The 13,802-nt window shown below is 67.6% G+C and carries 11 protein-coding genes and 1 pseudogene; 2 read left to right on the top strand and 10 right to left on the bottom strand.

The window, feature by feature from the left end; genetic code table 11:
• Window positions 1–45: 45 nt before the first annotated feature.
• From uvrC to ACW7G3_RS08985, 10 genes and pseudogenes are all read right to left on the bottom strand, one after another.
• Window positions 46–1,908, bottom strand: coding sequence for an excinuclease ABC subunit UvrC (gene uvrC, locus ACW7G3_RS09030; protein WP_456982427.1), 1,863 nt, complete (start codon window positions 1,906–1,908; stop codon window positions 46–48).
• Complete coding sequence (locus tag ACW7G3_RS09025) at window positions 1,905–3,329, bottom strand: thioredoxin-like domain-containing protein (RefSeq protein ID WP_456982425.1); 1,425 nt, start codon at window positions 3,327–3,329, stop codon at window positions 1,905–1,907. Before ACW7G3_RS09025 ends, uvrC begins: the two co-directional genes overlap by 4 nt.
• 30 nt (window positions 3,330–3,359) lie before the next feature.
• On the bottom strand, window positions 3,360–3,839 hold the full coding sequence (locus ACW7G3_RS09020; protein ID WP_456982710.1) for a low molecular weight protein-tyrosine-phosphatase: 480 nt from the start codon (window positions 3,837–3,839) through the stop codon (window positions 3,360–3,362).
• A gap of 8 nt (window positions 3,840–3,847) precedes the next feature.
• Window positions 3,848–4,621 (bottom strand): 3-deoxy-manno-octulosonate cytidylyltransferase, encoded by a 774-nt coding sequence (gene kdsB, locus ACW7G3_RS09015; RefSeq protein ID WP_456982424.1) that lies wholly within the window; start codon window positions 4,619–4,621, stop codon window positions 3,848–3,850.
• On the bottom strand, window positions 4,618–5,619 hold the full coding sequence (gene lpxK / locus ACW7G3_RS09010; RefSeq protein WP_456982422.1) for a tetraacyldisaccharide 4'-kinase: 1,002 nt from the start codon (window positions 5,617–5,619) through the stop codon (window positions 4,618–4,620). Before lpxK ends, kdsB begins: the two co-directional genes overlap by 4 nt.
• Before the next feature lie 77 nt (window positions 5,620–5,696).
• Window positions 5,697–7,469 carry a lipid A export permease/ATP-binding protein MsbA gene (msbA, locus tag ACW7G3_RS09005; protein WP_456982421.1) on the bottom strand — a complete coding sequence of 591 codons (1,773 nt, stop codon included), beginning with the start codon at window positions 7,467–7,469 and terminating at the stop codon, window positions 5,697–5,699.
• Complete coding sequence (locus tag ACW7G3_RS09000; protein ID WP_456974546.1) at window positions 7,466–7,894, bottom strand: ExbD/TolR family protein; 429 nt, start codon at window positions 7,892–7,894, stop codon at window positions 7,466–7,468. Before ACW7G3_RS09000 ends, msbA begins: the two co-directional genes overlap by 4 nt.
• Before the next feature lie 6 nt (window positions 7,895–7,900).
• Window positions 7,901–8,572, bottom strand: a complete 672-nt coding sequence (locus tag ACW7G3_RS08995) for a MotA/TolQ/ExbB proton channel family protein (protein WP_456974544.1) — start codon at window positions 8,570–8,572, stop codon at window positions 7,901–7,903.
• Window positions 8,466–10,988, bottom strand: a pseudogene (locus ACW7G3_RS08990) (DNA internalization-related competence protein ComEC/Rec2); the annotation flags it as partial. The pseudogene ACW7G3_RS08990 and the gene ACW7G3_RS08995, both read right to left, overlap by 107 nt.
• A complete protein-coding gene (locus ACW7G3_RS08985) occupies window positions 10,988–12,001 on the bottom strand; it encodes an integron integrase (RefSeq protein ID WP_456982420.1) in 1,014 nt (337 codons plus the stop codon). The pseudogene ACW7G3_RS08990 and the gene ACW7G3_RS08985, both read right to left, overlap by 1 nt.
• Window positions 12,002–12,184: 183 nt before the next feature.
• Here ACW7G3_RS08985 and ACW7G3_RS08980 point away from each other — a divergent pair, with 183 nt between their 5' ends.
• Window positions 12,185–12,553, top strand: coding sequence for a hypothetical protein (locus ACW7G3_RS08980; RefSeq protein WP_456982419.1), 369 nt, complete (start codon window positions 12,185–12,187; stop codon window positions 12,551–12,553).
• A 120-nt stretch (window positions 12,554–12,673) separates the two neighbouring features.
• Entirely contained in the window at window positions 12,674–13,018 is a 345-nt protein-coding gene (locus ACW7G3_RS08975) for a hypothetical protein (RefSeq protein WP_456982418.1), read from the top strand.
• The last annotated feature ends 784 nt before the right edge of the window (window positions 13,019–13,802 follow it).

Here is a 13,802-nt window from a genome sequence, read left to right as displayed (position 1 = left end):
CCATTCTACGGGGTGGGCAGTGGAGTTGCTGCGACAGAGTGCGAATCAGGACCCGTCCTGCGACTCAATCCCGTGCAGGCTGGCATGGATGCGCTTGGCCAGGGCGTTGCTGATCCCTTCCACGTGGGCGATCTCTTCCACGCCCGCGGCGCGCAGGCCAACCAGGCCGCCGAAGTGGCGCAGCAGATTGCCGCGCCGGCGCGGGCCGATCCCGGGAATATCCTCCAACCGGCTGACGCTGCGCGCCTTCTGGCGGCGGCCACGATGGCCGGTGATGGCAAACCGGTGCGCCTCGTCGCGGACCTGCTGGATCAGCTGCAGGCCGGGCGCGGCCGGTCCCGGACGCAGCTCACGCCCGTCCGGCAGCAGCAGAGTTTCATGACCTGCGCGCCGCTCCGGGCCCTTGGCCACGCCGACCACGATCACGTCCGCCACGCCGAGCTCCGCCAGCACCTCGTTCGCCTGACGCACCTGACCTGCCCCACCGTCGATCAGCAGCACGTCGGGCACCACTCCGCCCGCCTCGGCCGCACGCCGGAAGCGGCGCATCAGCGCCTGGCCCATGGCCGCGTAGTCGTCGCCCGGAATCACGCCGGTGATGTTGTAGCGGCGGTATTGCCCACGCACCGGACCTTCACCATCGAATACAACGCAGGAGGCCACCGTGGCCTCGCCCATGGTGTGGCTGATATCGAAGCACTCGATCCGCTGCGGCGGTTCGTCCATGCCGAGCAGCTCACGCAGCCCTTCCAGCCGTGCCTGCTGGGCGGACTGGCTGTCCACCCGCACGGCCAGCGACAGTTCGGCGTTGCGCCGCGCCAGGTCCAGATAGCCGGCGCGGTCGCCGCGCACGCTGGAGCGGATGCGCACCCGGCGCCCGGCCGATTCCGAGAACGCCTGCTCCAGCAGCTCGCCCTCCTCGATCGGGCGATCCAGCACGATCTCGGGCGGCGGCGGCTGTGCGGCGTAGTACTGCGATACGAACGCGGACAGCACTTCGGCCGCGTCCTCGCTGCCGCGGGTCTGCGGATAGAACGCCCGCGTCCCCAGGTTGCGTCCGTCACGAAACGCCAGCAGCAGCACGCAGGCCTCGCTGCCGCGCATGGCGCAGGCCAATACGTCCAGATCGGCCACGTGCCCGTCCACATACTGGCGCGACTGCAGGCTGCGGATCGCGGCAACCTGGTCACGCAGCCGGGCGGCGAGCTCGAAGTCCAGATCCGCGCTGGCCCGTTCCATCGCCGTGCTCAGCTCGTTGGTCAACTCGTCGCTGCGACCGTCCAGGAACAGGGTGACCCGGTGCACCGCATCGGCATATTCCTCCGCCGGCGCCAGGCCCACGCAGGGCGCGCTGCAGCGGCCGATCTGATATTGCAGGCACGGCCGCGAACGGTTGCGGAACACGCTGTCCTCGCAGCTGCGCAGGCGGAACAGCTTGTGCATCAGGTTGAGCGTGTCGCGCACCGTGCCCGCATTGGGATACGGGCCGAAATAGCGGCCAGGGGTGCTGCGCGGGCCGCGGTGGAAGGCGAGACGGGGCCATTCGTCTCCGGTCAGCAACACGTAGGGATAGCTCTTGTCGTCACGCAGCATCACGTTGTAACGCGGCTTGAGCGACTTGATCAGCTGGTTCTCGAGCAGCAGCGCCTCGATCTCGGTACGGGTGACCGTGACCTCCATGCTCGCCACCTGGGCCAGCATGGACATGATCCTCGCCGACTTGGGCGAGGCGCTGAAATAGCTGGCCACCCGCTTGCGCAGCGAGCCGGCCTTGCCCACGTACAGCACCCCGCCATCGGCGGCGAGCATGCGGTACACGCCGGGCGCATTGGGCAAGCCGGCCACGTAGGCCTTGCCGTCAAACGCTTCCGGCGCCGGACCGGGCACGCTGTCCCCGCCCGGGCTCATTCGCCGAGGGGGATGTGGTGCAGATCCCCGGTAGAAGTGTCCAGACGCAGCACGGCGTGCGCATCGGTATCGGCGATCCAGACCACTCCGGAACCCACCGCCAGCCCGGCTGGGCCGTGCAGCGGACGCGGCAGCGCAAAGGTGGAGACCTCGCCGCCGCCCAGGCGCAGGCAGCGCAGCTGGTCGTTGCCCGAATCCGCAATCCACAGCCGCGGCGAATCAGGATCCAGGGCAATCGCCTGCGGCTGCTGCAACCGGGCTTCACTGCGCCGGCCGTCCTGGCTGCCGAACTCCCATGCGCTGCGGCCCATCACCGTCTGCACCTGGCCACTGCGTGCGTTGACGCTGCGCACCGCCGAGCCGGCTGCATCGCACACATAGACCGTCTGCTGCACGGCCGCGAGCCCGGTGGGCTCTGCGAACGCCGCTTCCGCGCCCACGCCGTCAGTCACTTCCAGGCGGCCGGAGCCCGCCAGGCAGCGCAGCGAGTGATCGCCCAGCCCATAGGCCCACACCCGGTTGTCGCCGCTGCTGCACACGTAAAGGCAGCCAGCGGCCAGAGCCACGCCGGTGGGCCGATCCATGACCGTGTCACGCGGATTGGCCACGGTGCCGTCGGCCGGCGTACCGGGCCGACCGGCGCCGAGCACGGTGTCGATATCACCGGTACGCAGCTGCACCCGGCGCACCGCGTGGTTGCCCGCGTCGGCCACGTACAGCAGGTCGCGCTCCACCGCGATGCCCTGCGGCTGGTTGAACGCGGCCAGCTCCATCGGTCCGTCGATGAAGCCCACTCCGCCGCTGCCGAACTGACGCAGGATGCGTCCGCTCTGGTCGCACTCCAGCACGCGGTGGTGGGCGCTGTCGGCCACGTAGAGATAGTTGCCGGCCAGGGCCAGGCCCATGGGGAAGCGCAGCGGCAACGGCGGCTCGCCGCCCCGCCGCAGTTCGATCGGTTCGGGGTTGATTGACTGCGGCACCAGCGCGCGCACCAGATCCGCCACCTGGGCGTCCAACTCGCGCAGCGGACCATCGCCGACCACCCGGCCGGAGACCACGCCATTACCGTCAACCAGAACCACCGTCGGCCAGGCCTGCACATCGTAGTGCTGCCACAGGGTCCAGTCGGGATCGTGCCCCAGCGGGAACTCGAAGCCATACCTGCGCAGCCGCTTGGCCACCCGGCGCCCCTCGCGCTCGTGCTCGAAGCGCGGCACGTGCACGGCCACCACGTTGAGTCCCTCGCGATGGCGCCCGAGCAGGGTCACCAGGTCTTTCAGCCGCTGGATGGACCAGGCCGAGCCTGCGTTGACGAACGCAAGGGCGCAGACCTTTCCGCGCAGCTGCGACATGCGCAGCGGCCCGGCAAGGTTGAGCCATTCAATGGAGTCCGGAAACTCGGGAGCGACCTGTGCATCCATGGGAACGGGGCGAAACGGGCGAGCGCCAGATTATGCGTCAATACCGGTGTGAAGGCGTGCAACGACCGCTTCGGCTACCGCGTCCACCATTTTCCAGACGTGTTCGAACTCGTCACGCCCGCCGGTATACGGATCCGGGATCGCTCCCTCATCCACATCGGCATGCACGCCGGCCCAGCGGGTCAGGAGGTCGATCTGCGCGCTGGCGTCCTCTGGCCTGCGGGCCTGCACATCGGCAAGGTTCTGCAGATCGGCGCACAGCACCCAGTCAAAGCGCCGGTAATCGTCTTCGTGGAGCTGGCGTGCCCGCTGGCCGGAAATGTCCACGCCATGCCGCGCCGCGGTAGCGATGGAGCGGCTGTCGGGCGGCTTGCCCACGTGCCAATCGCTGGTGCCGGCCGAATCCACCCGCACGTGGCCCAGTCCCGCCTCGTCCAGACGGGCGCGCAGCGCGCCTTCGGCCATCGGCGAGCGGCAGATGTTGCCCAGGCACACCACCAGCAGGTTCACGGGTCGGGTCATTCTTTTTGCTCCATGCGCTTGCGTGCGCGCTCCAGGTCAGCGGGCGTATCCACGCCCGGGGGAAAGGGTTCGGGGGTAACACCAACCGCAATGCGATATCCGGCTTCCAGCACGCGCAGCTGCTCCAGCGCCTCCAGCTGCTCCAGCCGGCCCGGCGCCATCGCTGCGAATGTGCGCAGGAACCCGGCGCGATAGGCGTAGATGCCGATGTGGCGCAGCCACGGTCCGCCGTCGGGCAGCCGGCTGCGGTCGCTGGCAAAGGCATCGCGCGCCCACGGCAGCGGCGCGCGGCTGAAGTACATGGCGTCACCGCTGGCGGCGCGCACCAGCTTCACTGCGTTGGGGTCGAACAGGGCTTCTGCGCTTTCCACCGGGGTGGCGAGGGTGGCCATCGGCGCGCCGGACTCGACCAGGATGGCTGCGACGGCCTGGATACCGGCGGCCGGGGCGAAAGGTTCATCGCCCTGCAGGTTCACCACCACCACGTCATCGCTCCATCCGGCGATGTCAGCGCACTCGGCCAGGCGATCGGTACCGGACTGGTGGCTGCCGGCGGTCATGGCCACGTGCACGCCGCTGTCCTCCAGCACCGTGGCGATGCGCGCATCGTCGGCCGCGACCCAGACTTCCCGCGCGCCGGCGGCCAGTGCCCGACGGGCAACGTGCAGGATCATCGGCTCGCCGGCGATCAGCTGCAGGGGCTTTCCGGGCAGGCGGGTGGAGGCGAAGCGCGCGGGGATGGCGACGACGAAATCGGGCGTTGTGGTCATGGCGTGCGGGACGGGCTTGTGAGGCGGTCGAGGAGGGCGATCCAGAATGCCTCGGGCAGCTCGGCGGTGATGGGCACGCTGTAGTGGCGATCGGCGGCAAAGCCGCGGCACTTGACCGCGTCCTTCTCGGTCATCAGCACCGGCAGGTCGCTGCCGAACTGCAGGTCGGCGGCGATGTAGCGATGGTGGTCGGGGAACGCATGTGGCACCACCGCAATGCCCTGCGCCCGCAGGGTGGCGAAGAAGCGCTCCGGATCGCCGATGCCGGCCACCGCATGCACCCGGCTGTTGGCGAACATGGACAGCGGCAGCGGACGCCCGCCGTACAGCGGCTGGACCCGGCTGGTCTGCAGGCGCATTGGCCATTCGCCAAAGCCCGGCTGGTCCACGCCCTCCCCGCCGCCGTTGACCACACGGAAATCAAAGCTGCTGCTGCGCTCGGGGCGTTCGCGCAGCGGGCCTGCAGGGATCAGGCGGCCATTGCCATAGCGGCGGCGGCCATCGATCACTTCAATCTCGATATCCCGGCGCAGACGGTAATGCTGCAGGCCGTCATCGCACACCACCACGTCGCAGCCCGCTTTCGCCAGTGCGCGGGCGGCGGCAACGCGATTGCGGTCCACGCGCACCTTTGCCCCGGTGCGATAGGCAATGAGCACCGGCTCGTCACCGCCGAGGCGTGGATCAGTATCCGCCTCCACCCAGCGCGCGCGCTTTTCGTCCTCACGCCCGTAGCCACGACTGGCCACGCCCGGGGTAAAGCCCGCGGCGCGCAGGCGCTCCACCAGTGCGATGGCCAGCGGAGTCTTGCCGCTGCCGCCAGCGATCAGGTTGCCGACCACGATCACCGGGACATCGATGCCGGCGCTGCGGCGCAGGCGCTTGTCGTAGAGCCAGCGGCGGGTGGACACGGCACCGGCATAGACGTGGGACAGGGCGCGGGCGGCGAGAGGGACGCGGGCGCCGTCGAACCACCAGGCGGGGGGTTTACGGGCCATGATTCACGCGGCTTCGCGCGCGTGGCGCGCTCCTACGGGTGTGGGCAGGCCGTCCGCGTTGGCGCCAAACGCCATGTTCATTCGGGGGACTCGCGGAACTGCATGTTGTGCAGGTGGGCGTAGAGGCCGCCGCGGGTGAGCAGCTCGGCGTGGGTGCCCTGCTCCACCAGCCGGCCGTGGTCGAGCACCAGCACCTGGTCGGCGTGTTCGATAGTGGACAGGCGATGGGCGATCACCAGGGTGGTCCGGTCCGGCATCAGGCGGTTGAGCGCGTCCTGCACCAGCCGCTCGGATTCGGTATCCAGCGCCGCCGTGGCCTCGTCCAGGATCAGGATCGGGGCATCGCGCAGGATGGCGCGGGCGATCGCCAGGCGCTGGCGCTGGCCGCCGGAGAGCAGCGAGCCGTTCTCACCGATCGGCGTCTCCATGCCCTGCGGCAGGCGCTCGATGAACTCCAGCGCGTTGGCATCCTTGGCAGCCTGCTCCAGCGCGTCGGGGCCGGCTTCGGCGGCGTAGGCGATGTTGGCTGCCACGGTGTCGTCAAACAGCATCACCCGCTGCCCGACCAAGGCGATCTGCCGGCGCAGGTCGGCCAGGCGATAGTCGTCCAGCGGCACCCCATCCAAGGTGATCCGGCCTGCACTGGGTTCATAGAAGCGCGGTACCAAGCGCACCAGGCTGGTCTTGCCACTGCCCGAGCGCCCGACGATCGCGGTCACCGTGCCCGGACGAGCAGTGAAGCTGATGTCCTGCAGGGCCATGCCCGGCGTGTCATCGCCCTCGCGGCTGTAGCGCAGATCGACGTTCCTGAATTCCAGCTCGCCGCGGGCACGGCCAAGTGTCACCTTGCCGGTGTCGCGCTCTTCTTCCGTGTCCAGCACCTGGAACAGGCGCTCGGCCGCGGCGACGCCACGCCCGATGACGCTCTGCACATTGGTGATCCGGCGCAGCGACGGAATGATGCCCATCATCGCGGTCATCAGCTTGACGAATTCGCCGGGGTTGAGCTGGCCTACCAGCGCTTCGCGGGTGGCCACCCAGACGATCCCGGCCAGCGCGATCGCGGCCAGGATCTGGACCATTGCCGACGCCATCGCGCGGGTGGTCTCGACCTTCATGTTCAGGCGCAGGATGCGGTTGGCCAGACCCGAATAGCGGGTGCGCTCGAACTGCTGCGCGCCGTAGACCTTCACGTCCTGCTGGGCGGCCAAAGACTGTTCGGCCGCCTGGGCCAGGTCGCCCATGCCGGTCTGGATGCCGCCGCTGATGCGCCGGTAGCGCTTGCCTACCACCCACACCAGCACCCCGATCAGCGGCGCGATCACGATCATCGCCAGAGTCACCTTGACGCTGGTGAGGAACATGATCACCAGCAGCAGCAGGATGGTCAGCCCGTCGGCCACGATCACCTTGAGCGCGTCGGCGCTGGCTTGGGTGACCTGTTCGGTATCGAAATTGAGGCGGCTCACCATCACCGGCACCGACTCGCGGTCAAAGCTGGTGCTGGGCAGGCGCAGGTACTTGGCCAGCACCAGTTCGCGCAGGTCACGCACCACGCTGCGGCCGGCGCGGGCCATGCCGTAGTCGGTGGCGAATGTGGCAACGCCGCGCATCAGGAACAGGGCCACGATGGCCAGCGGCAGCAGGACCGCCATGCGCGGCTGCGGATCGACAAAACCGTCGTTCACCAGCGGGTCCATCAGCTGGACGAAAGCGGCGCCGGCGACCGCCTCGATGGTCATGCCCACCAGCGCCACCAGCAGCAGCGGCCAGTAACGCCAGGCATAGCCCAGCAGCCGCCGGTAGATCGGCCAGGCTGCCTGCTCCTCTTGCGCAGCCGGCCCGCTCACGGCGCCACCGCCTGGTCCGGCGCGGTGGCGATGGATACATGGCGGAAGCCGAGCTGGCCCAGCGCTTCCATCGCAGTCACCACCGCCTGGTGCGGGGTGCGGGCATCGGCCCGCAGCAGCACCGGGCGCTGGCGGTCGTCACCGGCTACTTCGATGATGGTGCGCTTGAGCGACTCCACATCGGTGCGCAGCGCCTCGTGCTCATCAATGAAATAGCGGCCATCGGCGTTCACCAGCACGCTCAGCGCCTGGCTGGGCGCCTCGGTCTGGTCGCTGCTGGCACTGGGCAGCTGCAGCTTGAGCACCGAGCTGGTATCGAAGGTGGTGGTGACGACGAAAAAGATGATCAGCACCAGGATCACGTCGATCAGCGGCACGAGGTTGATCTCGGGCTCGGACTCGGCACGGCGGTCGCGGATGCGCACGGTGGATCAGCTCCGCGCGGGAAGCGGGTTGGCGGGCGGTGCGGATTCGGCGGCAACGCTGGCGCCGGCGCGGCGTGAACGCGGATCCAACACGTCCAACAGCAGGATGGCTTCCTTCTCCATCTGCACGATGTAGGAATCGATCCGGCTGCGGAACCAGCGGTGGAAGATCAGTGCCGGTATCGCCACCACCATGCCCATGGCCGCGCACACCAGCGCCTTGCCGATGCCGCCGGCCAGCTGGCTGACATCGCCCACGCCGTACTCCATTGCCCCAAGGAACATCTGGATCATGCCCACCACCGTGCCGAACAGCCCCAGCAACGGACCGGTGGAAGCAACGGTGGCCAGTCCGTCCAGGTAACGCTCCATGCGGTGCACCAGGTGCCGGCCGGTATCCTCGATCCGCTCGCGGATCTCTTCGCGCGGGCGGTTGCGTACATCCAGCGCCGCGGCCAGCAGCTCGCCCAGCGGAGAGTTGGTGCGCAGGGAATCGATATGGGCCGGATCCAGCCGTCCGCGCCCGGCCCAGCTGCGTACTTCCGCGCCCAGCCCGGCCGGCATCACCGCCTGCCGCCGCAACGCCCACAGGCGCTCGACCACGATCGCCAGCCCCACCGCCGAAAGCATCAGCAGTGGAATCATCGGCCAGCCGCCAGCCTTGACCAGTTCCAGCACGTATATCCCCAGGGCCCCGCGGGCCTGATAAAACCGGCGAATAGGATAGCGTAGGGCGGCGGCCAAGCCGTTATCCGCCCGGACGGTGATCGGCATCCCACAAACGGCGACGGGCCAGCCGCCGCTGCTCCGCAACCACGCCGCCTTCCGCCAGCCTCAGCCGCAGGGCACCGCCGGTGGCCGTGGACAGCACCTGGGCGCCGGCCTCCTGCCAGCGCTGCACCGCGCCGCCGTCCGGATGCCCGAACCGGTTGCCATAGCCAGCCGACACCAAGGCATGGCTGGCCCCGGTGGCGGCCACGAACATGGGATCGGACGAACCGCGACTGCCGTGGTGCCCCATCAACACCAGGTCAGCGCGGACGGATTGCGGATCCCGCCGGGTCATTTCGCGCTCGACCACGTGGCCGACATCGCCGGTCAACAGCGCCGCGCCGTGGTCCGTTTCCACCCGCAGCACGCAGCTGGCCTCGTTGCCCAGGTAGGGGAAGTGCATGGTCGGGTGGAGGAAACTGAAGCGAACCCCGTCCGCCTCCCACGCGGTTCCGGCCAGGCAAGGCGCCGCCTCCACGGGCGACCCGTGTGGCGCAAACAGCGCCCGCGCCGGGAAGCGGCGCATTACCGCCCCCAGGCCGCCGGCGTGATCGGCATCGCCATGGCTGACGAAGGCGCCATCCAGCCGGCGCACGCCCAGCGCAAGCAGGGCCGGCACCACCACCCGCTCACCGGCGTCGTACCCATCGGGGACGGCCGGACCCATGTCATACAGATAGGCGTGATTGGCAGTACGTATCAGTACTGACAGCCCCTGCCCCACGTCCAGCACCACCAGCTCGGCCTCACCATGGCGTGGAAGCTCCCGGTCGGGCCACAGCAGCGGCAGCCACAGCAGCGCCGCCAATGGTTTGCCGGGCACACCCCGCGGCAGCAACAGCCAGAACGCGCCGATCAGTGCCAGCGGCAGCGCAACCCAGCGCGCTTCAGGCAGCCACCACAGTGAGAAGCGGCTCTCCGCCAGCCAGCCAAACAGCGGCCAGGACAGGTCAAAGCACCATGCAGCCAGCCGCCATGCCCAGCCGCCCCATCCTGGATTCACCGCCTCCAGCCCGGTGCCCAGCAGCGACAGCGGCACCACCACCAGGCTCCACCACGGAATCGCCACCAGGTTGGCCAGCGGCCCGGCCAGCGAGGCCTGGCCAAACAGCACCGCGGTCAAGGGCAGCAACCCCAATGTGGCAACCCACTGCGCACCCAGGAAGCCCGACACCAGACGCTGCTCGGCTACCCGCGGCAGGCACCACACCAGCCATGCCACGCCGGCAAAGCTGAGCCAGAACCCGGCTGTGAGCAGCGACAGCGGATCAACCAACAATATGGCAGCCGCCGCCAGCGCCAACGAATCAGCCACACGCAGCGAGCGCCGCGACAAGCGCGCCACCACCACCACGCCAATCATCAGCACCGTGCGCACGGTCGGCAGCTCCCAGCCGGCAACCGCCGCGTACACCAGCGACCCTGCCAGCGCCACGATCGCCGCCGCCTGGGGCCGGGGCAGCCACCGCCCCAGCCGGGGCAGCAGCTTCCAGATGCCGGCCGCGATCAATGCGAAAAATCCCGCCACCAGGCCCACGTGGAAGCCGGAGATCGCGATCAGATGGGTCAGCCCGGTGGCCCTCAGCGCCTCCCAGTCCCCTTCGGCCAGCTGGCGCGTATCCCCCAGCGCCAGCGCCCGCACATAGCGCGATGATTCGCTGGCCACCGCCCTATCGATGCGCGTGGCCATCGCATCTCGCCAAGCGTCCATTCCGCGCGCATCGCCCAGCCACTCCACCGGATCCCTGTCACGCACATAGCCGATGGCCGCGATCCGTCGGGACAGCGCCTGTTTCTCCCCATCGAACCAGCCGGGATTGCGCAGCCCGCGCGGCGCCCGTACCCGCGCGGTGAAACGCCACCCGCTGCCGGGCTCGATCTCGCCCCGACGCGATGCTTCCTGGCCCCAGCCGTCGTACCACGACAGCCTGAGTACCCTGCCCTGCAGGAACTCCGGGTTCTCCGCCGACCGATCCACCCGGAACATGAAGCGGGTGCGATCGGCATCGTGCTCGGGCAGCTGGACTACCCGTCCGGTGAGCTCCAGATCGGCGCGCTCGTGCTCCACCGGAAGCTGCAGCGCCAACGCCCAGGCCGCATGCAACCCGCACCACATGAAACCTGCCAGCAACGCGGCGGGCACCCGCAGTGCCATCCGTCGGCCGAACAGCCACCCCACCAGACCGACCCCAGCCCCGACCCACATCCAACCCGCTGATGGCAGCGCGGGCAGGCGCAATGCCAGCGTCGCGCCTGCCAACAGCGCCGCAACCAACGCCAGACCGAACGGCGACTGCCTGCGGGACGAGGACTTCGCGTCCATCAGCGATCCAACGGGCTGCGCACCGCCATCCCGCCCCGGTTGAGTACGTGGGTGTAGATCTGCGTGGTGGCCAGATCCTTGTGGCCCAACAGCTCCTGGATGGTGCGGATGTCGTAGCCCGCTTCCAGCAGATGGGTGGCGAACGAATGGCGCAACGTGTGGCAGGTGGCGGGCTTGATGATCCCCGCCCGCTGCCGCGCTGCACGTACCGACCGCTGCAGCACGCTGTCGTCCAGATGGTGGCGCCTGATGGCGCCAGTGCGCGGATCCGTGGAAAGCCGCGGCGAGGGAAACAGATACTGCCAGCCAAACTCGACCGCGGCATTTGGATATTTCCGCTCAAGGGCGGCGGGCAGCCACACTCCACCAAGTCCGGCCGCCAGATCAGCCTCGTGGGTGATCCTCACCCTTTCAATCGCAGCCAGCAGTGGATCACGCACGCTGTCGGGCAACGGGACCCGGCGATCCTTCCCGCCCTTGCCGCTCCGGACCAGGATCTCCCGGCGTTCGAAGTCAACGTCCTTCACCCGCAGCCGCAGGCACTCCATCAACCGCATCCCGGTGCCGTACAGCAGTGCCACCATCAGCCAAGCGCGCTCATCCACCGCCGCCAGCAGGCGCCGCACTTCCGTCTGCGACAGAACCACAGGAAGGCGCCGCGGCCGCTTGGCCCGAATCACCGAGTCCATCCAGGGCAACTTGACCTGCAGCACTTCCCGATACAGGAACAGCAGCGCCGCAAGCGCCTGGTTCTGCGTGGCGGCCGCCACCCGCCCCCGGGTAGCCAGCCCGGTCAGGAACGCCTCAACATGCCGTCCCTCCAGCTCCCGCGGGTGACGCTTGCCATTCGCCAGGATGAAACGCCGGATCCAGCTCACGTAGGCCTGTTCGGTACGCAGGCTGTAGTGGCGCACCCTCAACCGGGCCCGCACCTGATCCAGCAGGCGAGGCTCGCCCGCTTCGGCATCGGCTTTCTGACCCGTTACACCCTCTTTTCGGCCGCCTAAGCCCATAGCGCTTCCTTGCGCACCGGATAACGCCTTCAGGCTAGTGCCGGGAGAAAGCTGCGACAGTCATCCAACCTGTTGAAGAGCGGTAGGATTTTCCCTATTGGCCCCTCTCGCCCTGCCGGGCATACTCGGGGCGACGCCTCATTTCAGGGGGCTAATTGTTGTTAGGCACCACAGGGGAATTTCATGGCAGCTGACATCCAAGCAATTCAGGCCCACCTCTGGGTGCTTACCGGCCTCCTTGCATTGATTTTTCTTGCAGCCGGCTACTGCAACTACTCCCGAATCAAGGAGCGAGACAAGACTTCGCCCGAAGACCTGATGGCTGAGATGTTCGATAAGAACAAGATCGCGGAGTTGTATCAGTTCGCGACGGACAGGCTTGTCGAGCTACCCAATAACGCGGATGCGCTCGTGTTCCAGGCGGTGGCTCTCCTTGAGTTGGATCGGCCGAGCGAAGCACTTGTTGTGGCGGAGCGGGTAGCGCAGATCTCTCCCCGACTTCGCGACAGCGGCAAGTCTCTGATTGAGATGGCGCGTGAGGCTGGTGCCTAACAATGCGTTCAAGCCGAAGCCGCTTCGTTCCGCAAACCACATGGCAGAAAGAGCTTGCCATGTGGTTCACTCCACTACGCGTCTCGGCTTAACTCAGGCGTTAGGCCACTGGGGAGCTACATGGCCAGTCCAACCAACAAGTTTCTGGTAGTCGGCGCCGCCCTTAGCGGGATCGCAGCGCTGATGCATCTGGCGTGCCTGGCCGTGGGTGCTCCGCTGTTTCGGCTCTTGGGCGCCGGAGAGCAAATGGCACAATTGCACTTGGCCGGCCACTGGTACCCCAGCGTCGTTACCCTGGTCATTGCCGCCGTTCTTGCTGGGTGGAGTGCTTACGCTCTCTCCGGTGCCGGTGTAATTCGCCAGCTGCCGTTGCGACGTACCATCCTCTCCGCAATCACGACCATCTACATCGTTCGGGGCATCGCATTCGTGCCGGTCATGGCGCACTTCCCCGGAACAGCATGACGTTCTGGGTTGTGAGTTCTTCCATCTGCCTACTGATCGGCCTCGTCCATCTTGTGGGCCTTCGGCAGTCTGGGGGCAGGCTTTCTGGCGGTGCGGCCTAACAATGCGTTCAAGCCGAAGCCGCTTCGTTCCGCAAATTACATGGCAGATACAGCTTGCCATGTGCTTTGCTCTACTACGCGTCTCGGCTTAACTTAGGCGTTAGCCGCCATGAATCCTCATCGAATCCTTCTGATCGCGGTGCTGGTGTCAATCTTGCTTCCCGCGCCGGCACTGGGCTGCATCCAACCCAATCCAAGTCCGGAGGAGAAGTTCAACGCACACCAAGTGGTAGTGCTGGCGCACCCTGTCGGTGTACTCAACGAACCTGAAGACGCGACCTCGCCAAGCTTCACCGGCCCATTCCAGCAAAGCATCCGGTGGAGGGTTCTCGTCAGCTGGAAAGGTCCCTTTGACGTTGGGGATATCGTTCTGACTCGAGCTTATTACAAGGCGGGCGGGCCGTGCGGCAGCGGTGCTCTTTACACCAGAGAGCCACGCTTACTGTATTTGGATGGGACCGAGCCGTTCGAGACGCTAATCAGCGAACGCCCCATCTCAAGGTCGGCGGACATGAAGTACCTAAGCGAGAGGTCGCGTGGCGGCTAACTGGTCATTCAAGCCGAAACCGCTTCGCGGTTCGGCTTAACTCAAGTGTTAGGCCCCTAAATCATGCTCACCACGGTCGGACGCTACTTTGATCCTTGGGAGGCGCATATCCTTCGCGCTCGTCTTGAGGCTGAGG

The organism is Luteimonas sp. A478, from assembly GCF_054052025.1.
This window is presented reverse-complemented; position numbering and strand designations above follow the sequence as displayed.

Bases quoted from the DNA above. Each gene is read 5' to 3' on its own strand.
- ACW7G3_RS09025 (WP_456982425.1), bottom strand. From the start codon at position 3,329: ATGGATGCACAGGTCGCTCCCGAGTTTCCGGACTCCATTGAATGGCTC.
- uvrC (WP_456982427.1), bottom strand. From the start codon at position 1,908: ATGAGCCCGGGCGGGGACAGCGTGCCCGGTCCGGCGCCGGAAGCGTTT.
- ACW7G3_RS08975 (WP_456982418.1), top strand. From the start codon at position 12,674: ATGGCCAGTCCAACCAACAAGTTTCTGGTAGTCGGCGCCGCCCTTAGC.
- ACW7G3_RS08980 (WP_456982419.1), top strand. From the start codon at position 12,185: ATGGCAGCTGACATCCAAGCAATTCAGGCCCACCTCTGGGTGCTTACC.
- kdsB (WP_456982424.1), bottom strand. From the start codon at position 4,621: ATGACCACAACGCCCGATTTCGTCGTCGCCATCCCCGCGCGCTTCGCC.
- ACW7G3_RS08985 (WP_456982420.1), bottom strand. From the start codon at position 12,001: ATGGGCTTAGGCGGCCGAAAAGAGGGTGTAACGGGTCAGAAAGCCGAT.
- lpxK (WP_456982422.1), bottom strand. From the start codon at position 5,619: ATGGCCCGTAAACCCCCCGCCTGGTGGTTCGACGGCGCCCGCGTCCCT.